The sequence below is a fragment of the Kaistia hirudinis genome (assembly GCF_014196455.1).
Classification (GTDB): Bacteria; Pseudomonadota; Alphaproteobacteria; order Rhizobiales; family Kaistiaceae; genus Kaistia; species Kaistia hirudinis.
This window is the reverse complement of record NZ_JACIDS010000003.1, coordinates 61,989-82,890: the sequence shown is the minus strand read 5'-3', so window position 1 is coordinate 82,890 and position 20,902 is coordinate 61,989. Positions and strand designations below refer to the sequence as shown.

The window sequence follows — 20,902 nt, the reverse complement described above, 5'->3', positions numbered from 1 at the left end:
AGGCGATATCCACATTGGCAAATGTGGGGGCGAACTTAGTGGTTGTCGGCCTCCAAGCATAGGCCCGCCGACACCGAAGACGACGCCTTCAGCCGCGCGCACCCTTGGGCGGTTGCCCGGCTCGCAGCGTCTTCAGCCGATAGAGCGCTTCGAGCGCCTCGCGCGGCGTCAGATCGTCCGGCGCGATGGCGTCGAGCGCGACGCCGAGCGGATCCTCGGCCGGCGCCGCAGCGGCGGAGGAACCCGCCGCCGGCTTCGCCAGTGCCGCCGCGAACAGCGGCAGATCGTCGATCAGCGTGGCGGCCGGCGTGCGGCGATCGGATTCCTCGAGCCGCGAGAGCACGTCGCGGGCCCGCGCGACGACCGAAGGCGGCAATCCCGCCAGCTTGGCGACCTGGATGCCATAGGAGCGGTCGGCGGCACCGGCGACGATCTCGTGCAGGAAGACGACGTCGCCCTCCCATTCCTTGACCCGCACCGTGACATTGTCGAGCCGCGGCAGGCGCTGCGAGAGCGCGGTGAGCTCGTGATAATGCGTGGCGAAGAGGCCGCGCGAACGATTGACGGCGTGGAGATGCTCGATCGCCGCCCAGGCGATGGAGAGGCCGTCGAAGGTTGCCGTGCCGCGTCCGATCTCGTCGAGGATGACGAGGGAGCGCGCGCTCGCCTGGTTGAGGATCGACGCCGTCTCGACCATCTCGACCATGAAGGTCGACCGGCCCCGCGCGAGGTCGTCGGCGGCGCCGACGCGGCTGAACAGGCGGTCGACCACACCGATATGGGCCGATCGCGCCGGCACATAGGACCCGGCCTGGGCGAGGACCGCGATCAGCGCGTTCTGGCGCAGGAAGGTCGATTTGCCCGCCATGTTCGGGCCGGTGACGAGCCAGATCCGCCCGGCCTCCGCTTCCGCGGAGCCGAGGCGGCAATCATTGGCGACGAAGGGATCCGCGTGCTGCGCCTTCAGGGCCTGCTCGACCACCGGATGGCGGCCGGCCTCGATCTCGAAGGCGAGCGAGCGGTCGATCGCGGGCCGGCTCCAGCCTTCGCTGTCCGCCAGTTCGGCGAGCGCCGCGGCGAGATCGAGTACGGCGAGCGCTTCGGCGGCGCGGCGGATCGGCTCCGCCTCCGCGGCGACATCGGCGAGCAGCGCGTCGAAGATCGCGGATTCCATGGCGAGCGCCCGGTCGCCGGCTGAGGCGATGCGCGCCTCGAGTTCCGCCAGTTCCGTGGTCACGAAGCGCATTGCGCCGGCCATGGTCTGGCGATGGATGTAGCGGCCGGCGAAATCCGCGCCGAGCAGCCGCTCGCCATGTTGCTGCGGTACCTCGATGAAATAGCCGAGCACGTTGTTGTGCCGGATCTTGAGCGCGCGGATATCGGTCTCGGCGGCATAGCCGCCCTGCAGGCCGGCGATCACCTGCCGGCTCTCGTCGCGCAAGGCCCGCGTCGCGTCGAGCTCGCCGTCGAAGCCGGCGCGCACGAAGCCGCCGTCCCGCCGCAGCAGCGGCAGTTCGTCGTCCAGCGCGGCGGCGATCCGTCCGGCGAGCACCGCCGGCGCCGCCGCGAGGTCGGCCGCAACCGCCAGAATCTCGTCGGGCAGGGTCGATGCGGACCGCTCCAGAAACGCGGCGAGGCTGCGCGCCGCTGCGAGGCCGGCGCCGATCGCCGCGAGATCGCGTGGGCCGCCGCGGTTGAGCATCAGACGCGACAGCGCGCGCGTCAGGTCAGGCCCCGAGGCGAGCATGGCGCGGACCTTTGCGCGGGCCGGGCCGAGGTCGAGCATGAAGTCGATCGAATCGAGGCGCCGGCCGATCGCGTCCGGATCGGTCGAGGGGCTCGAAAGCCGGCCGGCCAGCAGGCGGGAGCCGGCGCCCGTGACGGTGCGGTCGATCGCGGCGAGCAGGCTGCCTCGCCGCTCGCCGGCAAGTGTGCGAACGAGTTCGAGATTGGCCCGCGTCGCCGCGTCGATGAGCATGACGTCGCCGTCGCTTTCGCGCAGCGGCCTCGCCAGCGGCGGACGCTCGCCGATCTGCGTCTTTTCGACATAGGCGAGGACGGCCGACGCGGCCTGGAGCTCGACGCGCGAGAAGGCGCCGAGACCGTCGATCGTGCCGAGGCCGAAATAGGCGGCGAGGCGGCCGGCGGCTGTCGCTCCGTCGAAGAAGGCGGCGGGAAGCGGTGTTGCGCCGGCGGGCAGGGCCCGCACGAGATCGCGCATGGTCTCGTCCGCGAAGAGCGAATCCGGGACGAGCAGCTCGCGCGGATCGACACGCGCCAGATCCGCCGAAAGGCGCGCGGCATCCGTCTCGGCGACGCGGAACTCGCCGGTCGAGATGTCGACCCAGGCGAGCGCCAGGCGGTCCGCGCCATGGTCGCCCGTGCCGCGCGAGCGGGCGAGGGCCGCGAGATAATTGCTGCGCCCCGCGTCGAGCAGCGTCTCCTCGGTGATGGTGCCCGGCGTCACCAGGCGCACGACATCGCGGCGCACGACCGAACGGCCGCCGCGCTTCTTCGCCTCGGCGGGATCCTCGGTCTGCTCGCAGACGGCGACGCGATGGCCGAGCGCGATCAGCTTCTGCAGATAGTCATTGGCGGCATGCACCGGCACGCCGCACATCGGGATGTCCTCGCCGAGATGCTTGCCGCGCTTGGTCAGCGTGATGCCAAGCGCGCGCGAGGCGGTCTCGGCGTCATCGAAGAACAGCTCGTAGAAATCGCCCATCCGGTAGAACAGCAGGCAGTCCGGATTGGCGGTCTTGATCTCGATATACTGCTCCATCATCGGCGTCGGGCGGGCCGATGGCGGCGGGCTCTCGTTGGCGGGATCCTTCATGGCGCGGACGGTATCAAATCGCGAAAGCTGTTTCACCGCCCGCGCATCAATCTCACGCCTTGAGATCACAGGAACCGGTGCTATCGTCGCGCTTCGCGACAAAGACGGCCGCAAGAGCCGCCTTGCCTTCCGGAAACGCCTCAGACCGAGCCCCAGATGAACGACACCCCGAAACCGAGCCGGAGCGGCGCTGCCGTGACGGACCAGGATGCGCTCGACTTTCACTCCCGTGGACGTCCCGGCAAGCTGGAGATCACGCCGACCAAGCCGATGGCGACGCAGCGCGACCTCTCGCTCGCCTATTCGCCCGGCGTCGCCGTCCCGGTGAAGGCCATCGCCGCCGATCCGAGCCTCGCCTTCGACTACACTACCCGCGGCAATCTCGTGGCGGTCATCTCGAACGGCACCGCCATTCTCGGCCTCGGCAATCTCGGTCCGCTCGCCTCCAAGCCGGTGATGGAAGGCAAGGCCGTCCTGTTCAAGCGCTTCGCCGACGTCGATTCGATCGATCTCGAGATCGACACGGAGGACGTCGACGCCTTCGTGAATTCGGTCCGCTATCTCGGACCGTCCTTCGGCGGCATCAATCTGGAAGACATCAAGGCGCCGGACTGCTTCGTCATAGAAAGCCGCCTGCGCGAACTGATGGACATCCCGGTCTTCCATGACGACCAGCACGGCACCGCGATCATCGCCGTCGCTGGCATGATCAACGCGCTGCATCTGACCGGGCGCGACATCAAGACGACGCGCCTCGTCTGCAACGGCGCCGGCGCGGCCGGCATTGCCTGCATCGAACTCGTCAAGGCGATGGGCATGCCGAGCGAGAACGTGCTGCTCTGCGACACCAAGGGCGTCGTCTACCAGGGCCGCACCGAGGGCATGAACCAGTGGAAGTCGGCGCATGCGACGCCGACCGACGCCCGCACGCTCGAAGAGGCGATGAAGGGTGCCGACATCTTTTTCGGCGTCTCGGCCAAGGGTGCGCTCACGGGCGAGATGGTCCGCTCCATGGCGCCGCGGCCGATCATCTTCGCCATGGCCAATCCCGATCCCGAGATCACGCCGGAGGAAGTGGCCGAGGTCCGCGACGACGCGATCATGGCGACGGGCCGCTCGGACTATCCGAACCAGGTCAACAACGTCCTCGGCTTCCCCTATATCTTCCGCGGCGCGCTCGACGTGCGCGCGCGCACCATCAACGAGCCGATGAAGATCGCGGCGGCCAAGGCCCTCGCCGAACTCGCGCGCGAGGATGTGCCCGACGAGGTCGCGGCCGCCTATCAGGGCGTCCGTCCCCGGTTCGGGCCGCAATACATCATCCCGGTCCCGTTCGACCCGCGCCTCCTTTCGGAGATCCCGGCGGCCGTCGCGCAGGCCGCAATGGATTCCGGCGTCGCCGGCAAGCCCATTCCCGACATGGCGGCCTACAAGCTGCAGCTCTCGGCACGTCGCGACCCGATCGTCGGCACGCTGGCGCGGATCTATGAGCGCGTGCGGCGCAACCCGAAGCGGGTCGTGTTCGCCGAAGGCGAGGAGGAGCAGGTCATCCGCGCGGCGGCGAGCTTCGCGGCGCAGAAGCTCGGCACGGCGATCCTGATCGGCCGCGAGGACATCGTCCGCGACACGGCCGCTCAGGCCGGCATCGAGATCCGCGACGGGATCGAGATCCACAATGCGCGGCTTTCGAAGCGCAATCCGGACTACATCGACAATCTCTATGCCCGCCTGCAGCGCCAGGGCTACCTGCTGCGCGACTGCCAGCGGCTGATCAACACGGACCGCAATTATTTCGGCGCCACCATGGTGGCGCTCGGCGATGCGGACGCCATGGTCACCGGCGTGACGCGCAACTATTCGACCGTGCTGACGGATGTCCGCCGCGTGATCGACACGCGGCCGGGCCACCGGGTGATCGGCGTTTCGATCGTCCTGGTGCGCGGCCGCACCGTCGTCGTCGCGGACACCGCCGTGCACGACATGCCGTCGGGCGAGGAACTGGCTGATATCGCGGAAGAGGCCGCCGGCTTCGCGCGGCGCCTCGGCTATGAGCCGCGCGTCGCCATGCTCGCCTATTCGACCTTCGGCCAGCCCGAAGGCGAGCGCTCGCGCCACGTCCGCGAAGCCGTGCAGATTCTTGACCGCCGCCGGGTGGATTTCGAGTTCGACGGCGAGATGGCGGCTGATGTCGCGCTGAATCCCAAGGCGATGGCCGCCTATCCGTTCTGCCGGCTGTCGGGTCCGGCCACCGTGCTCGTGATGCCGGCGTTCCACTCCGCCTCCATCTCAACCAAGATGATGCAGGAGCTGGGCGGCGCGACGGTGATCGGCCCGCTGCTCGTCGGTCTCGACAAACCGGTGCAGATCCTGTCGCTCGGCGCGCGCGATAGCGACATTGTCAACATGGCGGCTCTGGCGGCGTTCAACGTCGGTTGATAAGGTCCGCCGCGTCGTTCGGATGGATCATCAGCCGGACGATGCGGACCTTGCCTGAGCGGTTGTAGATCGGCCGTGCCCCGGAACGGGGCATGGCCGCATCGAAACCATGATCACCATGTCGATACGACGGGACCCTTCGTGCCGAAAGTCTATGACTGCTTCACGTTCTTCAATGAGCTCGACATTCTCGAGCTCCGCCTGAACGAACTCGATCCGGTCGTCGACCATTTCGTCCTCTGCGAATCGCCCTATACGTTCCGCGGCAAGCCGAAGCCTCTGCATTTCAAGGAAAACCGCGACCGCTTCGCGCGGTTCCTGCCCAAGATCGTCCATATCGTGGTCGACGACATGCCGCTCGGCGGTCGCGAGACCTCGCGCGACTATTTCAAGAAGGAGCGCTTCCAGCGCGACGCCATCGGCCGGGGGTTGCGCGATGCCGCGGCCGACGATTTCGTCATCCTCTGCGACGTCGACGAGATTCCGCGCGCCGGCGTGATCGAGCAGATACGGCGCGAGCAGCGCATGCAGATCTATGCGCTGCACATGCGGTTTTACGTCTACTTCCTCAATGTGCGCTTCAATCTGCCGTGGGATAAGCCGCGCGTCGCCCGGTTCGGCGACATCCGCAGGATCCAGTCCCTGCGTTCCGGCGGGCCGAGCTGGCGCCCTAAGCAGCGCGATCCGCTGCCCGTCCTGCGCCAGTGGAAGCGCATGGTCTTCGGCATGAGGCCGCGGCCCTGGGTCGAGATCCCCGAGGCCGGCTGGCACTTCACCTCGATGAACGGCCCGGCCTCGGTCAATACCAAGATGAACGCCTATTCGCATGTCCGCCCTGAGCTCGGCAGCGAGGCGCATATCCTGAATTCCATGCGGCACGCCCTCGAGACCTCGCTCGGCGGCGGCGACCCGTCGTCGTTCTGGCTCGATCCCATCGAGGACCTGCCGGCCTTCGTGCAGGAAAACCGGGTCCGGTTCGCCGATCTTCTGGCCTCTCCCGAGATCCTCGAACGGTATCGGGCGCTCGCCGAGGCTTAGGCCAGGCGCTCGAAAGCGTCAGCGCCGGCTGGACTTTCTGATCGTCCGACTTTCCCATATTCTTCCTGTCCCGATCCGTCGAGGAAATCGATCAGGGAGGACATGACGATGGCCGAACCCGGCACGTTCTACTGGAACGAACTGTTGACCCGCGATGCCCTACGGGCGAAGGACTTCTACTCCAAAACGCTCGGCTGGACCTTCGACACGATGCCGATGGGCGAGCTCGGCGACTATCATATCGCCAAGGTCGGCGAGACGATGGTCGGCGGCATCATGGCCATGCCGGGTGGACCGGACTTCGAGGGCGTTCCGGACAACTGGTTCACCTATATCGCCGTCGACGATCTCACCAAGCGCCTCGCGCTGCTGCGTGAAAACGGCGGCACCGTGCTCCGCGAGCCGTTCGATGTGCCGGGCGTCGGCAGCATCGCGATCATCGCGATCCCCGGCGGCGCCTCGCAGGGCTGGATGGTTCCCGTCCCGATGTGAGGGATCGCCTCAGAGGGCTGCGGACGCGATACGCCTGACGCCGGCCGCGTCCATGGCCGCGCTCGCGGCCGCGAGCGAATTGTTGGTGTCGATGGCCCGGCAGGCGTCCTCGATCACGAAGGTCTCGAAGCCGTGGATGCGGGCATCCTGGGCCGACCAGGACACGCAGAAATCGGTTGCGAGACCAACGACATAGACGCGCTCGATGCCGCGCTCGAACAGATAGCCCGTCAGGCCGGTCGGCGTCTTGCGGTCGGCTTCGAAGAAGGATGAATAGCTGTCCGTGTGGGCGTGATAGCCCTTGCGGATGATCATCTGCGCATGCGGGATGTCGAGGCCGTCGGCGAGCGCCGCGCCGAACGAGCCCTGCACGCAATGATCCGGCCATAGCACCTGCGGACCATAGCGCAGGTCGATCACGTCGAAGGGCGAACGGCCCGGATGCGACGAGGCGAAGGAAATGTGATGGGCGGGATGCCAGTCCTGCGTGATCACGACATTCTTGAAGCGGCGGGCGAGGTCGTTGACGAGCGGGATGATGGCATGCCCGTCAGCCACGGCGAGCGCGCCGCCCGGCAGGAAGTCGTTCTGGATGTCCGTAACGATCAGCACGCTGGTCGAATCCATCGATCGGCAGTCCTCTCCTGTTTCAACAGCGATAAGCCCCTTGGGGTTCGCCGCGTCAAGGCGCGGGCGTCACCCGGCGGAGCGTCAGATTGATCCTGCCCCCGCCCGGAAGCAGGGTCGACGTGCCCGGATAGATGCGGTCGACGCCGTGATAGGCAAGCCGCGCCGCGCCGCCGAGCACCACGATGTCGCCGGACGAGAGGCGGAGCGAGCGCGTCCGGTCAGCCCGGGCAAGGCCGCCCAAGCGGAACAGGCAGGTGTCGCCGAGCGACACCGACACGACGGGGGCGGCGAACTCGTCTTCATCCTCGTCGCGGTGCAGGCCGAGCTTGGCGTCCGCATCATAGAGGTTCACGAGACAGGCCTCGGGCGGATGGGGAAAATCCGCGACCGCGCGCCACAGGTCCATGAGGGCCTGCGGCATCGGCGGCCAGGGCCGGCCCGTCTCCGGATGGACGCTCTGGTAGCGATAGCCGGCGCGATCGGAGACCCAGCCGAGGGCGCCGCAATTGGTCATGCGGACGGAGAAGGGCTTGCCGGTCCGCGGCATTTGCGGCCGGTAGGGCGGCGCGGCCTCGACAACGGCGCGGATATCGGCAAGGAGAGCCTCCTGCGCCGGTCGGTCGAGCCGGCCGGGCAGGATGCGAAAGCCCTCGGGTGGCTGGTCGAAATGATGCTTCATGGGCGTGCCGGCGCGCGCGAAACCCGTCCGCGCGCCGCTCAAATCCTTCAATCCGCCGCCTTGCGGCCGTTTCGGCATATTCTTATATACGCCGGGAAACGTGGCGGGGCTCCTTGCGGGCGTCGCACGAACTCAAATTTGTCCATGGGGGCCGTCCGGCATGACCGGATCGGCGGAGGCCTCTGAGAGGGTCCGCCCGGCCCGCCGAAAAGGAGAGAGATATGACAAAGGTCATCGGTATCGACCTCGGAACGACGAATTCCTGCGTCGCCGTGATGGACGGCAAGACGCCGAAGGTCATCGAGAACGCCGAGGGCGCGCGCACGACGCCGTCGATGGTCGCGTTTACCGATTCGGGCGAAAAGCTCGTCGGCCAGCCGGCCAAGCGCCAGGCGGTGACCAATCCGGAGAACACCTTCTTTGCGGTGAAGCGCCTGATCGGCCGCCGCTATGACGACCCGATGGTCGAGAAGGACAAGCATCTCGTCCCCTACAAGATCGTCAAGGGTCCGAACGGCGATGCATGGGTCGAGGTGGATGGCGAGAAATATTCGCCGGCCCAGATTTCGGCCTTCATCCTGATGAAGATGAAGGAGACCGCCGAAGCCTTCCTCGGCACCACCGTCGACCAGGCGGTGATCACGGTTCCCGCCTATTTCAACGACGCCCAGCGCCAGGCGACCAAGGATGCCGGCAAGATCGCTGGCCTCGAGGTGCTGCGCATCATCAACGAGCCGACGGCCGCGGCGCTCGCCTATGGCCTCGAGAAGAACGAAGGCAAGACGATCGCGGTCTATGACCTCGGCGGCGGCACGTTCGACATCTCGATCCTTGAGATCGGCGACGGCGTGTTCGAGGTGAAGTCGACGAACGGCGACACGTTCCTCGGCGGCGAAGACTTCGACATGCGCCTCGTCAACTATTTGGCCGACGAGTTCAAGCGCGAGCAGGGCATTGACCTCCGCGGTGACAAGCTCGCGCTGCAGCGCCTGAAGGAAGCGGCCGAGAAGGCGAAGATCGAGCTCTCCTCCTCGCAGCAGACCGAGATCAACCTCCCCTTCATCACCGCCGACGCCAAGGGCCCGAAGCACCTTGCGATCAAGCTGACGCGCTCGAAGTTCGAGACCCTGGTCGATGATCTCGTCCAGCGCACCGTGGCGCCCTGCAAGGCGGCGCTCAAGGATGCCGGCCTGACCGCCGGCGAGATCGACGAGGTGGTCCTGGTCGGCGGCATGACCCGCATGCCGAAGATCCAGGAGATCGTGAAGCAGTTCTTCGGCAAGGAGCCGCACAAGGGCGTCAATCCGGACGAGGTCGTCGCCATGGGCGCCGCGATCCAGGCCGGCGTGCTGCAGGGCGACGTCAAGGACGTGCTGCTGCTCGACGTGACGCCGCTCTCGCTCGGCATCGAGACGCTCGGCGGCGTGTTCACGCGCCTGATCGAACGCAACACCACGATCCCGACCAAGAAGAGCCAGGTCTTCTCGACCGCCGAGGACAGCCAGTCCGCCGTGACGATCCGCGTCTTCCAGGGCGAGCGCGAAATGGCTGCCGACAACAAGCTGCTCGGCCAGTTCGACCTTGTCGGACTGCCGCCGGCCCCGCGCGGCGTGCCGCAGATCGAGGTCACCTTTGACATCGATGCGAACGGCATTGTGCAGGTGTCGGCCAAGGACAAGGGCACCGGCAAGGAGCAGCAGATCCGCATCCAGGCCTCGGGTGGCCTGTCGGACGCCGACATCGAGAAGATGGTCAAGGACGCCGAGGCGCATGCCGCCGAGGACAAGAAGCGCCGCGAGGTCGTCGAGGCGAAGAACCAGGGCGAGGCCCTCGTTCATTCGACCGAGAAGTCGCTCGCCGAATACGGCACGAAGATCTCGGCCGCCGACAAGAGCGCCATCGAAGCCGCGATCGCGGATCTGAAGAGCGCGCTCGAAGGGGACGACGCCGAGGCGATCAGCCAGAAGGCGAACGTCCTCGCGCAGGCGTCGATGAAGCTCGGCGAGGCGATGTATGCCGCCTCGCAGGAAGGCGAAGGCGCCGCCGAGGCGGCGGGCAAGGATGACGTGGTCGACGCCGACTTCGAGGAAGTCGACGACGACAAGAAGAAATCGGCGTAAGGATCACGCCGTGACTGACCGGAACCCGGCGCGGCGACGCGCCGGGTTTCCTCTATGATGCGACGGCTTTTGCAGCCCCGGATTTCCAACCCGATACCACCGAGAGTTCCGCCGGATGGCCAAGGTCGACTACTATGAAATTCTCGGCGTGGCCCGCGATACCGACGAGAAGGGCCTGAAGGTCGCCTTCCGCAAGCTCGCCATGCAGTTCCACCCGGATCGCAATCCGGGCGATCACACGGCCGAGGCCAAGTTTAAGGAAATCAACGAAGCCTACGAGACGCTGCGCGATCCGCAGAAGCGCGCCGCCTATGACCGCTTCGGCCATGCCGCCTTCGAGCAGGGCGGGCCGGGCGCGCACGGCTTCTCAGGCGATTTCGCCTCGTCCATGTCCGATATCTTCGACGACATCTTCGGCGAGTTCATGGGCGGGCGGCGCGGACAGCGTCCCAGCGGCGGCGGTGGCCGCGAGCGCGGGGCGGACCTGCGCTACAACATGGAGATCACGCTCGAGGAGGCCTATGCCGGCAAGACGGCCGAGGTGCGCGTCCCGACCAAGATCGCCTGCGACGCCTGCTCCGGCACGGGCGCCAAGCCCGGCTCGCATCCCAAGGTCTGCACCACCTGCGACGGCCATGGCCGCGTGCGCGCCGCGCAGGGCTTCTTCTCGATCGAGCGGACCTGCCCGACCTGCGGCGGGCGCGGCGAGATCATCACCGACCCCTGCGAGAAATGCGCCGGCTCCGGCCGCGTGACGCAGGAGCGCACGCTTCAGGTCAGCATCCCCGCGGGCATCGAGGACGGCACGCGCATCCGCCTGTCCAGCGAGGGCGAAGCGGGCCTGCGCGGCGGACCGGCCGGCGATCTCTACCTTTTCCTCTCGGTGAAGCCGCACAGCCTGTTCCAGCGCGAGGGCGCCGACATCTTCTGCCGCGTGCCGATCTCGATCACGACGGCGGCGCTCGGCGGCCAGTTCGACGTCCCGACGGTCGACGGCGGCAAGACGCGGGTGAAGGTCCCCGAGGGCACGCAGACCGGCAAGCAGTTCCGTCTCAAGAGCAAGGGCATGCCCGTGCTGCGCTCGAAGGAGATGGGCGACATGTACATCCAGGTTGTCGTCGAGACGCCGAGCAAGCTGTCGCGCCGCCAGCGCGAGTTGCTCGAGGAGTTCGAGCAGGTCTCGTCGGAAGAGAACAATCCCGAATCGGCCGGCTTCTTCGCGCGCATCCGCGACTTCTTCGGCGGTGCGTGAGCTCCCTTCGTCACAGGATTGCCTTGAAGGACGGATGATAGTTGGTGGGGAACATGCTGCAGGGGGCGTGATGTCGTCGATCGAGAAGCGCAAGCTGAAAGCCTTGGTGGCCGATGAGGTCCGCTTCCTTCGAAGCTGGATGGGACGGCCGCTCACGACAGGTGCCGTCAGCCCGTCCGGCAAGGCCCTGACCAAGCTGATGGCGAGCTTCGTCGATCCCGGTGACAAGCTGCCCGTGGTCGAACTCGGGCCCGGCACCGGCGTCGTCACCCAGGCCCTGCTGGAGCGCGGTGTCGCACCGGGCCGCATCATCTCGATCGAGTTCAATCCCGAATTCTGCACGCTGCTGCAGCGGCGCTTCCCCGGCGTGCGGATCGTCGAGGGCGACGCCTATGGCTTCTCGACGACGCTCAAGGGTTGGGTGGACGGCCCGGTATCGGCCGTCGTCTCCAGCCTGCCGCTGTTCACGCGCCCGCCCGAAATGCGGCGCAAGCTCATCGTCGATGCGCTGGATCGCATGCCGGCCGGCCGGCCGTTCATCCAGTTTTCCTATGCGCTGGTGCCCCCCGTGCCGGCGGAGACCGGTCGCTTCAGCGTCGAGCACACCAATTGGGTGGTGATGAACCTGCCGCCTGCCCGCGTGTGGATCTACCGCAAGACGGCCTGACCGGACGCATGCCGATCGTCAGGCTGTTGACATCGCCAGATGCCCCCTGATCGCCACGCATAGCCGGATGACCGTGTGAAAAGCGCGCGCCCCGGCCTTTTGCCGACGCGTCGGGCCTGATAGAGCATCGTCCGACAGGAGCCACGATGCAGCCGCCGCGCATTCTCGTCTTCGCAGGTTCGACGGCGCCGGATGCGCCCGCGACCCTGCTTGCTGCGGCGTTCATGCGCGAGCTGGCCTTTCTCGATGCCGAGCCGACGCGGATCGCGCTCGCCGACTACCCCTTGCCGCTCTTCGACGCCGATGCGTCATCTGCCCAGCCGCCCAACGCCCTGCGCCTCCGCGAACTCGTCCGTTCGCACCACGCGGTGTTCGTGGTGAGCCCCAGCCGCTCGGGATCGATGCCGCCATTGCTGCACAATCTCCTCGAATGGCTCGGACCGCGCGAGGAGCCGCGCCGCGGACCGCCGCCGCTCTTTGCCGCCGCTGCGATCGCGGATGACGACTGGAGCGCGGGCGCCGCCCTCGCCGGGCTCACCGGCCATCTGACGCGCGGCCTCTGCGCGACCCTCGTCGGCGGCGGCCTCGCCGTCGGACGGGGTGGACGCGCCTTCGACGCCAAGGGCGGGTTGGATGATCCCAGGCTCGCCGCCGCCCTGACACGGCTCGCGCGCGATCTCGTCGCCGCGAGCCGCGAACGCACCAACAACCCCTGAAGCCATTCGACCGGGAGACACCATGGCCCTCTTCGACATGCGCGACCGCCTGATCGTCGGTCTGGACCTGCCCACCATCGAGGCGGCCGACGACATGGTGGACACGCTCGGCGACACCGTGACCTTCTACAAGGTCGGGCTGCAGCTCACCTTTGCCGGCGGGATCGACTTCGCGCGACGCCTTCTCGATCGCGGCAAGAAGGTCTTCCTCGACGTCAAGCTGCTCGACATCGACAATACGGTCGAGCACGCGGTCGAGAACATCGCCAAGCTCGGCATGACCTTCTGCACCATCCACGCCTATCCGAAGGCCATGCGCGCCGCCGTCGCGGGCAAGGGCACGAGCGATCTGCGCCTGCTCGCCGTCACGGTCCTCACCTCCATGGACGAGGCCGACCTCGCGGCGGCCGGCTATGCGGGCACGATCGGCGAGCTGGTCTCCCGCCGGGCGGCGGATGCGCGCGCCGCCGGCATGGACGGCATCGTCTGCTCGCCGAGCGAGGCGGCGGCGATGCGGGCCGTCGTCGGCGCCGGCATGGCGATCGTGACGCCGGGGATCCGGCCGGGCGGCACCCCGGTCGGCGACCAGAAGCGCATCGCGACCCCGACGGCCGCGATCCGCGCCGGGGCGGACCATCTCGTCATCGGACGTCCGATTCTGGAAGCGGCTGACCCCAAAGCCGCGGCTCACGCGATCCAGAAGGAGATCGCGCGCGCCCTTTCAACCTGACGGCCTTTCCGCGGTCGTCCTCACCCTGCTATATCCCTCCCACAAGAGAGGATGACACATGAGCGATATGGGCCTCGTCGTCGTGGGCGCGGCCGGCCGCATGGGCCGGACGCTGATCCGCATCGTTGCGGAGAGCGAGGGCGTTCGTCTCGTCGGCGCGATCGAGCGCGAAGGCGCTGCCGAGCTCGGCCAGGATGCCGGAACGCTGGCCGGCCTGCCGCCGCTCGGTGTCGCCGTCTCCGACGACCCGCTCACGGTCTTCGCCCGTGCCGAAGGCGTGCTCGACTTCACCGTTCCGGCGGCGACCGTCGGCTTCGCCGAAATCGCGGCGCAGGCCCGCATCGTGCACGTCATCGGCACCACGGGCCTCTCGGCCGACCAGGAAGCCGCCATCGATGCCGCCGCGCGCCATGCGGTGGTCGTCAAGTCCGGCAATATGAGCCTCGGCGTCAACCTGCTCGCGGGCCTCGTCCGCCAGGCGGCACGGGCGCTCGACGCGGATTTCGACATCGAGATCCTCGAGATGCATCATCGCCACAAGATCGACGCGCCGTCCGGCACCGCCCTGCTGCTCGGGCAGGCGGCCGCCGAGGGGCGCGAGATCACCCTCGCCGACCATTCCGTGCGCGTGCGCGACGGCCATACCGGCGCAAGGCCGCGCGGGACGATCGGCTTCGCGACGCTTCGCGGCGGCTCGGTCGCCGGTGACCATTCCGTGCTCTTCGCCGGCGAGGGCGAGACGATCACCCTCTCCCATCATGCGTCCGACCGCGCGATCTTTGCCCGCGGCGCCGTCAAGGCCGCGCGCTGGGCCGCCGGGCGCAAGCCCGGCCGCTACTCCATGGCCGACGTCCTCGGCCTCGCCTGAAACCCCACCCTCGATCCAGGAAGAACCCGCATGGACCGCCTCCTCGTTCTCGTGCGCCACGGCCAGAGCGACTGGAACCTGAAGAACCTCTTCACCGGCTGGCGCGATCCGGACCTGACGCCGGTCGGCGTCGAGGAGGCGAAGAATGCCGGCAAGCGGCTGAAGGCGCTGGACCTCTCCTTCGGCATCGCCTTCACCTCCGCCCTCACCCGCGCGCAGCACACGCTGAAGCTGATCCTCGACGAGGTCGGCCAGCCGGACCTCCAGACGATCCGCGACCAGGCGCTGAACGAGCGGGACTATGGCGACCTCTCGGGCCTCAACAAGGACGATGCCCGCGCAAAGTGGGGCGAGGAGCAGGTGCATATCTGGCGCCGCTCCTACGACATCGCCCCGCCCGGCGGCGAATCGCTCAAGGATACCGGCGCGCGCGTGTGGCCCTATTATCTCTTCAACATCCTGCCGCCGGTGATGCGCGGCGAGAAGGTGCTGGTCGCCGCGCATGGCAATTCGCTGCGCGCGCTGATCATGGCGCTCGAAGGCCTCACGCCCGAAGAGATCCTGCAGCGCGAGCTCGAGACGGGCGTCCCGATCGTCTATCGCCTGAACGCCGACACCACCGTCGCGGAGAAGCGCGTCCTCAAGGGATAGAAGTCCGCCATTCTTCCAGGACATCGGCGTCGGATTCCGCGTCGATGCGGGCCTGCTTCTCGGCGAGCGCCATGGCCGGCGCCAGCCGTCCGAGCGCCCAGACTGCCGCGCCGCGGACCAGCGGCGACGGGTCGTCGAGGCCGGCGAGCGCCGCGGCCACGAGTGCGCGATCCTGTGAATTGCCGATCGCGATCAGGACGTTGCGCACGAAGCGGTTGCGGCCGATGCGCTTGATCGGCGAGCCGGCGAAGCGGGCACGGAAGGCCGCGTCGTCGAGCGCGGCGAGTTCGGCGAGCGGCGGCGCCACGAGATCGGGCCGCGCCCTGAGCTTCATCTCCGCCGCACTTTGCGCGAACTTGTTCCACGGACAGGCGGCGAGGCAATCGTCGCAGCCATAGATCCGGTTGACCATGGCCGCGCGGAATTCGCGCGGAATCGGGCCGGCATGCTCGATCGTCAGATACGAGATGCAGCGGCGCGCATCGAGGCGATAAGGCGCCGGGAAGGCATCCGTCGGGCAGGCGTCGAGACAGGCGCGGCAGGACCCGCAATGGTCGCGCTCCGCTTCGTCCGGCGGCAGGTCGAGCACCGTGAAGATCGAGCCGAGGAAGAGCCAGGAGCCGAAGCGGCGCGATACCAGATTGGTGTGCTTGCCCTGCCAGCCGAGCCCCGCTGCCGCCGCGAGCGGCTTCTCCATCACCGGCGCCGTGTCGACGAACACCTTCACCTCGGCCCCGGTCCGCGCCGCGAGGCGGCCCGCGACCAGCTTGAGCTTGCCCTTGATGACGTCGTGATAGTCGCGGTTCCGCGCATAGACAGAGATCGCGCCGCGATCGCGCCGTTCCAGCAGCGCGCGCGGATCCTCGTCGGGGCCGTAATTCATGGCCAGCATGACGACGCTGCGCACCTCAGGCCACAGATGGCGTGGATCGCCGCGGCGCGCCTCGTGCTCGGCCATCCAGGCCATAGTGCCGTGATGGCCGTCGGCGAGGAAACGGCGGAGCCGGTCCGCCGCATGGGGAATCGAATCGGCGCGCGCCACGCGGATGTCGTCGAAACCCTCGGCGCGCGCGTCAGCGACGAGGCGACTTTTCTCGGCGGCGAGATCGTCCGCGGTCAGAAGTCGAGGTCGGCGTAGTGGGTCGAGGCCGGCACGCCCCGGAGCGTGTCCGTCAGCAGCGAGCGGAAGGACGGGCGCGACTTGATGCGGGCGTACCACGCCTTCGCCGTCTCGTCCGCGTCCCATGGCACCTCACCGAGATAGTCGATGCAGGAGATCTCGGCGGCAGCCGCGAAGTCGGCGAGCGTCAGCTCGCGCCCGGCAAGCCAGTTCCGCCGGCTGGCGAGATATCCGATGTATTGGAGATGATAGCGGATATTCGCCCGCGCCGCGCGGATCGCGGCGGGATCCGGCGAGGTCTTGCCCTCGGCCGGCGTCATGCGGCGCTTATAGATCTTCTCGGTGACCAGATAGTCCGTCACCTCGCCATGCAGCTTGCGCGAGAACCATTCGACGAGCCGGCGCACTTCCGCCCGGTCGGCCGCGTGCTCGGGCATCAGGCGAACCTCGCCCATGCGCGCGCCCTTGGTCTCGACCAGATATTCGGCGACGACGGCGCCGCCCGAGACGACGGCCTCGTTGTCGTCGACGAAGATCGGCAGCGTGCCGGCCGGGTTCATCAGGAGCAGCGCCGGGTCGCGGACCCAGGGCTTTTCCTCGATGAAATCGGCGGTTTCGTCGTATTCGGCGAGGACGAGACGCACGAATCGAGAGGCGGCGGAAAAGGGATGGTGATGAAGCTGAGCCATATTCGCCGGCAAGGTGGGGAGAAATCGCAGCGATTTTGCGGCGGTTCGTCCAATTGCCAGCGCCGCATCGCGGCCCGCATATAGTCTTCGATCGCGACGGCGATCAAGCGCGATTCGCGGCTTCTCGCCTGCGACGATATCCCCACGGGAGAAATCATGGATACCCAGAGCCTCTTGGATGCGCTGGTGCTCGGCCTCATTGAGGGGCTGACCGAGTTCATTCCCGTCTCATCGACGGGCCACCTTCTCCTGATCGGCCATTTCCTCGGCTTCGAAAGCCCCGGTCGCGCTTTCGAGGTGCTGATCCAGCTCGGCGCGATCCTGGCGCTGCTCACCGTCTATTTCGGCCGCATCATCAGCATCATCCGCGATTTCCCGTCCGATCCGGCGACACGGCGCTTCGTCTATGGCGTGCTGATCGCCTTCCTCCCGGCCGTGGTCATCGGCGTCGCCGCGCATGGCTTCATCAAGCAGGTGCTGTTCGAGAGCCCCATGCTCGTCTGCATCATGCTGATTCTCGGCGGCTTCGTGCTGCTGATCGTCGACCGGCTCGACCTCAACCCGCGCTATCATGACGCGACGCGCTTTCCGCTCACGGTGTATCTGGGCATCGGTCTCGCCCAGTGCCTCGCCATGGTTCCCGGCGTCTCGCGCTCGGGCTCGACCGTGGTGGCGGCGATGATGTTCGGCAGCGACAAGCGCTCGGCAGCGGAATTCTCGTTCTTCCTGGCGCTGCCGACGATGACCGGCGCCTTCGCCTACGACCTCTACAAGAACCGCGACGCGATCACGGGGGCCGCCGCGCTCGACATCACGGTCGGCTTCATCGCTGCCTTCATCACGGCGGTCTTCGTCGTGCGCCACCTGCTCGACTTCGTCAGCCGTCGCGGCTTCGCGCCCTTCGCCTATTGGCGGATCGTGGTCGGCGGTGTCGGCCTCGCCGCGGTCCTCACCTTCGGGTGAGGACCACCACCCCCTCGCGAAACGGTCAGCTCGAACGCTTGTGCTCGAACTGGCCGTGCGGCTTGAAGCGCACGAGATAGGACGGCAACACGGCCGACATGCTCGTCGGGACGATGCCGACGCCTTCCAGCGTGCGGCCATCCTGGCGGGCGGCGTCGGAGACGATGTTGTCGACCTCGAGCAGACGGACCTGATCGACCGTCAGCGGGGCGCCGGGGAGGATCTGGAGGACCGAGGCCAGCGCGCGCGCCAGGCCGAAGGGCAGCGGCATCAGGGCGCGCGAACGCTCGATTTCCGCCAGCAGGAGTTCCATGCAGGCGCGGAACGACTTCACTTCGGGTCCGCCCAGCTCATAGGCCCGGCCGCCCGCGACCGCGCCGGAAACGGAGCGCGCAATCGCCTCGGCGACATCGCCGACGAAGACCGGCTGCAGCTTGGTGTGGCCGCCGCCGATCAGCGGCAGAACGGGCGAGGCGAGCGCCATCTCGGCGAAGCGATTGAAGAAGCGATCCTCGGGGCCGAACACGATCGAGGGGCGCAGCACGACGGCGCCGGGCACCGTCTCGAGCACCCGCGCCTCACCCTCCGCCTTGGTGCGGGCATAGGCGACCGGGGAACCCTTGTCGGCGCCGATGGCCGAGACATGGACCAGACGCTCGATGCCGGCGGCGCGCGTCGCCTCGGCGACGGCATGGGCGCCGAAGGCCTGCACGGCGCCAAAGGTCTGGCGGCCGCCTTCGTTCAGGATGCCGACGAGGTTCACGACCGCATCCGCATCCTCGACCGCGCGGTCGATCGACCAGCGATAGCGCAGATTGGCCTGGACCGGCATGATCTGGCCGACCGTGCCGAGCGGCTGCAGATGGCCGGCGAGATCGGGCCGGCGGACCGCGACACGCACGCGCCAGCCGTGCCGCGCCAGCGCGCGCACCGTATGGCGGCCGATGAATCCGGACCCGCCGAAGACCGTGACCAGCTTTCCGCGATGCGTCGTCATGACCGTCTCCGTTCGTTCAAGGCGTTCTTATCGGCTCAATCCCGCGCTGTGAAGACGGCAGGCGGTCGCGCCTCCATGGCATTTCAGCGGATCAGGCGGCCGACCAGCTTCGCCGTATAGTCCACCATCGGCACGATGCGGGCATAGTTGAGCCGCGTCGGGCCGATGACGCCGAGCACGCCGACCACGCGCCGGTTCGTATCGCGATAGGGCGAGACCACCAGCGAGGAGCCGGAGAGCGAGAAGAGCTTGTTTTCCGAGCCGATGAAGATGCGCACGCCCTCGCCGTCTTCGGCGTCGCCGAGGAGGCGGATCAGCTCCTTCTGCGTCTCGATGTCGTCGAACAGCAGGCGGATGCGCTCCAGATCCTCCGCCGCGCGCACATCTTCGAGCAGATTGGCCTGGCCGCGCACGATCAGCGTGTCCGGCCGCCCGGCCGCCGCATCGGCCCAGCTCGCAAGGCCCGCATCGACGAGCGCCGCCGTCAGCTGGTCGAGTTCGGCCCGCGCTTCGCTCTGGCGCATCAGCAATTCGGCGCGCGCTTCCGAGAGTGTGCGCCCGCGCAGATGATTGTTCAGATAGTTCGCGGCCTCGACGAGGGTCGACTGGGTGACACCCGGATCGAGATCGATCAGGCGGTTTTCGACTGAGCCGTCGTCGCCGACCAGCACCACCAAAGCGCGGGTCGGCTCGAGGCGCACGAATTCGATATGCTTCAGCGGCTCGTCGGCCTTGGTCGCCAGCACGACGCCGGCGCCGCGCGACAGGCCCGACAGCATGCGGCTCGCATCGGCCAGCACGTCGTCGGTGCTGCGGGCCATCCCGCCGGCCACGACGCGCGTCTCGATATCGCGGCGCTCGTCCTCGGTGAGGTCGCCGACCTCGAGCATGGAATCGACGAAGAGCCTCAGGCCGCTCTCGGTCGGCAGACGTCCCGCCGAGACATGCGGCGAATAAATGAGGCCGAGATTTTCGAGATCCGACATGACGTTGCGGATCGACGCGGGCGACAGCGCCATCGGCAGGATGCGCGAAAGATTGCGCGAGCCGAGCGGTTCGCCATTGTCGAGATAGCTGTCGACGATGCGCCGGAATATCTCCCGCGAGCGCCGGTCGAGCTGCGCCAGGGTCGAGGCCGTCTTCTCAAGGTTTGAACGTTCGCCAGCCAAATCCGGTCAATCCTCGCTGAATTGCCTTCACACTCCTGATAAGTGTCGATTTCCGCGCCCGCTTCAAGCGGACCTTTGCGTCCGGGCGCATCGGCGGCTACAAGCGGCAAACCAATCCGCCAAGGAAAACGCATGCGACCTTCGAAACGCGCCCCCGACGCCCTGCGCGTCGTCTCGCTCGAGCGGGGCATCGCAAAACACGCCGAGGGCTCCTGCCTGGTCAAGTTCGGCGACACCCACGTCCTGTGCACCGCCAGTCTCGAAGAGAAGCCGCCGTCCTGGCTCCGCGGCACTGGCAAGGGCTGGGTCACCGCCGAATATGGCATGCTGCCGCGCTCGACCGGCGAGCGGATGCGGCGCGAATCGAGCGCCGGCAAGCAGTCGGGCCGCACGCTGGAGATCCAGCGCCTCATCGGCCGGTCGCTGCGCGCCGTGGTCGATCTGGTCCATCTCGGCGAAAAGCAGATCACCATCGATTGCGACGTGCTGCAGGCCGATGGCGGCACGCGGACGGCTTCGGTGACGGGCGGCTTCATCGCGCTGCACGAATGCCTGACCTGGATGAAGTCGCGCGACATGGTCGGCCCGAAGGTCATCCGCGACCACGTCGCCGCCGTTTCCGTCGGCATCTATCGCGGCAAGCCGGTGCTCGACCTCGACTATGCCGAGGATTCGGAAGCCGAGACGGACGCCAATTTCGTGATGACCGGCTCGGGCGGCATCGTCGAGATCCAGGGCACGGCCGAGGGCAAGCCCTTCGACGAGGCGGAACTTACGGCCATGCTCGCGCTGGCGCGCCAGGGCATCGGCGAGTTGATCGAGATGCAGAGGGCCGTTCTGGGCTGAGAT

19 protein-coding genes are annotated in these 20,902 nt (G+C 67.6%); 12 read left to right on the top strand and 7 right to left on the bottom strand.

Features of this window, described 5'->3' with window-relative positions:
• Positions 1–88 precede the first annotated feature (88 nt).
• The gene (gene mutS, locus GGR25_RS10470; RefSeq protein WP_246409547.1) at positions 89–2,836 is read right to left on the bottom strand and encodes a DNA mismatch repair protein MutS; all 2,748 of its coding nucleotides are present in this window, start codon (positions 2,834–2,836) and stop codon (positions 89–91) included.
• A 156-nt stretch (positions 2,837–2,992) separates the two neighbouring features.
• Between mutS and GGR25_RS10465 the strand changes: the two genes are divergently transcribed.
• The 3 genes from GGR25_RS10465 (at position 2,993) to GGR25_RS10455 (ending at position 6,802) form a co-directional block, all read left to right on the top strand.
• Entirely contained in the window at positions 2,993–5,272 is a 2,280-nt protein-coding gene (locus tag GGR25_RS10465) for an NADP-dependent malic enzyme (protein WP_183398749.1), read from the top strand.
• Positions 5,273–5,413: 141 nt separating this feature from the next.
• Positions 5,414–6,310, top strand: a complete 897-nt coding sequence (locus GGR25_RS10460) for a glycosyltransferase family 17 protein (RefSeq protein ID WP_183398748.1) — start codon at positions 5,414–5,416, stop codon at positions 6,308–6,310.
• Positions 6,311–6,412: 102 nt separating this feature from the next.
• On the top strand, positions 6,413–6,802 hold the full coding sequence (locus GGR25_RS10455) for a VOC family protein (RefSeq protein ID WP_246409544.1): 390 nt from the start codon (positions 6,413–6,415) through the stop codon (positions 6,800–6,802).
• A 9-nt stretch (positions 6,803–6,811) separates the two neighbouring features.
• Here the strand turns inward: GGR25_RS10455 and pncA are convergent, their stop codons facing one another.
• Both pncA and GGR25_RS10445 read right to left on the bottom strand, forming a co-directional pair.
• A complete protein-coding gene (pncA, locus tag GGR25_RS10450) occupies positions 6,812–7,429 on the bottom strand; it encodes a bifunctional nicotinamidase/pyrazinamidase (RefSeq protein WP_183398747.1) in 618 nt (205 codons plus the stop codon).
• Positions 7,430–7,484: 55 nt separating this feature from the next.
• Complete coding sequence (locus GGR25_RS10445; RefSeq protein ID WP_183399535.1) at positions 7,485–8,111, bottom strand: alpha-ketoglutarate-dependent dioxygenase AlkB family protein; 627 nt, start codon at positions 8,109–8,111, stop codon at positions 7,485–7,487.
• 221 nt (positions 8,112–8,332) lie between these two features.
• Here GGR25_RS10445 and dnaK point away from each other — a divergent pair, with 221 nt between their 5' ends.
• The 7 genes from dnaK to GGR25_RS10410 all read left to right on the top strand — a co-directional run bounded on the left by dnaK (position 8,333) and on the right by GGR25_RS10410 (position 15,115).
• Complete coding sequence (gene dnaK, locus GGR25_RS10440) at positions 8,333–10,231, top strand: molecular chaperone DnaK (RefSeq protein WP_183398746.1); 1,899 nt, start codon at positions 8,333–8,335, stop codon at positions 10,229–10,231.
• 115 nt (positions 10,232–10,346) lie between these two features.
• Positions 10,347–11,483: a molecular chaperone DnaJ gene (gene dnaJ / locus GGR25_RS10435; protein WP_183398745.1), complete on the top strand. Its 1,137-nt coding sequence runs from the start codon at positions 10,347–10,349 to the stop codon at positions 11,481–11,483.
• A gap of 70 nt (positions 11,484–11,553) precedes the next feature.
• Positions 11,554–12,150 carry a class I SAM-dependent methyltransferase gene (locus GGR25_RS10430; RefSeq protein WP_183398744.1) on the top strand — a complete coding sequence of 199 codons (597 nt, stop codon included), beginning with the start codon at positions 11,554–11,556 and terminating at the stop codon, positions 12,148–12,150.
• A 146-nt stretch (positions 12,151–12,296) separates the two neighbouring features.
• Positions 12,297–12,866, top strand: coding sequence for an NADPH-dependent FMN reductase (locus tag GGR25_RS10425; protein WP_183398743.1), 570 nt, complete (start codon positions 12,297–12,299; stop codon positions 12,864–12,866).
• 22 nt (positions 12,867–12,888) lie between these two features.
• On the top strand, positions 12,889–13,596 hold the full coding sequence (pyrF, locus tag GGR25_RS10420) for an orotidine-5'-phosphate decarboxylase (RefSeq protein ID WP_183398742.1): 708 nt from the start codon (positions 12,889–12,891) through the stop codon (positions 13,594–13,596).
• Positions 13,597–13,654: 58 nt separating this feature from the next.
• Complete coding sequence (gene dapB / locus GGR25_RS10415; protein WP_183398741.1) at positions 13,655–14,464, top strand: 4-hydroxy-tetrahydrodipicolinate reductase; 810 nt, start codon at positions 13,655–13,657, stop codon at positions 14,462–14,464.
• A 30-nt stretch (positions 14,465–14,494) separates the two neighbouring features.
• Complete coding sequence (locus GGR25_RS10410; protein ID WP_183398740.1) at positions 14,495–15,115, top strand: 2,3-bisphosphoglycerate-dependent phosphoglycerate mutase; 621 nt, start codon at positions 14,495–14,497, stop codon at positions 15,113–15,115.
• On the opposite strand, the gene queG is transcribed toward GGR25_RS10410, so the two are convergent.
• Positions 15,105–16,334 carry a tRNA epoxyqueuosine(34) reductase QueG gene (gene queG, locus GGR25_RS10405; RefSeq protein WP_343068022.1) on the bottom strand — a complete coding sequence of 410 codons (1,230 nt, stop codon included), beginning with the start codon at positions 16,332–16,334 and terminating at the stop codon, positions 15,105–15,107. The two genes, GGR25_RS10410 and queG, sit on opposite strands and share 11 nt — an antisense overlap.
• Entirely contained in the window at positions 16,232–16,924 is a 693-nt protein-coding gene (locus GGR25_RS24710) for a glutathione S-transferase family protein (RefSeq protein ID WP_246409541.1), read from the bottom strand. The genes queG and GGR25_RS24710 overlap by 103 nt, the downstream gene beginning before the upstream one ends.
• A 156-nt stretch (positions 16,925–17,080) precedes the next feature.
• On the opposite strand from GGR25_RS24710, the gene GGR25_RS10400 reads away from it, so the two are divergent.
• Positions 17,081–17,887, top strand: a complete 807-nt coding sequence (locus tag GGR25_RS10400) for an undecaprenyl-diphosphate phosphatase (protein WP_183398738.1) — start codon at positions 17,081–17,083, stop codon at positions 17,885–17,887.
• Positions 17,888–17,912: 25 nt separating this feature from the next.
• On the opposite strand, the gene GGR25_RS10395 is transcribed toward GGR25_RS10400, so the two are convergent.
• Both GGR25_RS10395 and hrcA read right to left on the bottom strand, forming a co-directional pair.
• Positions 17,913–18,884, bottom strand: a complete 972-nt coding sequence (locus tag GGR25_RS10395; RefSeq protein ID WP_183398737.1) for a complex I NDUFA9 subunit family protein — start codon at positions 18,882–18,884, stop codon at positions 17,913–17,915.
• A gap of 83 nt (positions 18,885–18,967) precedes the next feature.
• Entirely contained in the window at positions 18,968–20,053 is a 1,086-nt protein-coding gene (hrcA, locus tag GGR25_RS10390) for a heat-inducible transcriptional repressor HrcA (protein ID WP_183398736.1), read from the bottom strand.
• A 132-nt stretch (positions 20,054–20,185) separates the two neighbouring features.
• Here hrcA and rph point away from each other — a divergent pair, with 132 nt between their 5' ends.
• Positions 20,186–20,899, top strand: a complete 714-nt coding sequence (gene rph, locus GGR25_RS10385; protein ID WP_183398735.1) for a ribonuclease PH — start codon at positions 20,186–20,188, stop codon at positions 20,897–20,899.
• Positions 20,900–20,902: the final 3 nt, after the last annotated feature.

Excerpts from the sequence above, each read along its gene's own strand:
- mutS (WP_246409547.1), bottom strand. The coding sequence starts at position 2,836 with ATGAAGGATCCCGCCAACGAGAGCCCGCCGCCATCGGCCCGCCCGACG.
- GGR25_RS10465 (WP_183398749.1), top strand. The coding sequence starts at position 2,993 with ATGAACGACACCCCGAAACCGAGCCGGAGCGGCGCTGCCGTGACGGAC.
- GGR25_RS10455 (WP_246409544.1), top strand. The coding sequence starts at position 6,413 with ATGACGATGGCCGAACCCGGCACGTTCTACTGGAACGAACTGTTGACC.
- pncA (WP_183398747.1), bottom strand. The coding sequence starts at position 7,429 with ATGGATTCGACCAGCGTGCTGATCGTTACGGACATCCAGAACGACTTC.
- GGR25_RS10445 (WP_183399535.1), bottom strand. The coding sequence starts at position 8,111 with ATGAAGCATCATTTCGACCAGCCACCCGAGGGCTTTCGCATCCTGCCC.
- dnaK (WP_183398746.1), top strand. The coding sequence starts at position 8,333 with ATGACAAAGGTCATCGGTATCGACCTCGGAACGACGAATTCCTGCGTC.
- dnaJ (WP_183398745.1), top strand. The coding sequence starts at position 10,347 with ATGGCCAAGGTCGACTACTATGAAATTCTCGGCGTGGCCCGCGATACC.
- GGR25_RS10430 (WP_183398744.1), top strand. The coding sequence starts at position 11,554 with ATGTCGTCGATCGAGAAGCGCAAGCTGAAAGCCTTGGTGGCCGATGAG.
- GGR25_RS10425 (WP_183398743.1), top strand. The coding sequence starts at position 12,297 with ATGCAGCCGCCGCGCATTCTCGTCTTCGCAGGTTCGACGGCGCCGGAT.
- pyrF (WP_183398742.1), top strand. The coding sequence starts at position 12,889 with ATGGCCCTCTTCGACATGCGCGACCGCCTGATCGTCGGTCTGGACCTG.
- dapB (WP_183398741.1), top strand. The coding sequence starts at position 13,655 with ATGAGCGATATGGGCCTCGTCGTCGTGGGCGCGGCCGGCCGCATGGGC.
- GGR25_RS10410 (WP_183398740.1), top strand. The coding sequence starts at position 14,495 with ATGGACCGCCTCCTCGTTCTCGTGCGCCACGGCCAGAGCGACTGGAAC.
- GGR25_RS24710 (WP_246409541.1), bottom strand. The coding sequence starts at position 16,924 with ATGGCTCAGCTTCATCACCATCCCTTTTCCGCCGCCTCTCGATTCGTG.
- GGR25_RS10400 (WP_183398738.1), top strand. The coding sequence starts at position 17,081 with ATGGATACCCAGAGCCTCTTGGATGCGCTGGTGCTCGGCCTCATTGAG.
- GGR25_RS10395 (WP_183398737.1), bottom strand. The coding sequence starts at position 18,884 with ATGACGACGCATCGCGGAAAGCTGGTCACGGTCTTCGGCGGGTCCGGA.
- rph (WP_183398735.1), top strand. The coding sequence starts at position 20,186 with ATGCGACCTTCGAAACGCGCCCCCGACGCCCTGCGCGTCGTCTCGCTC.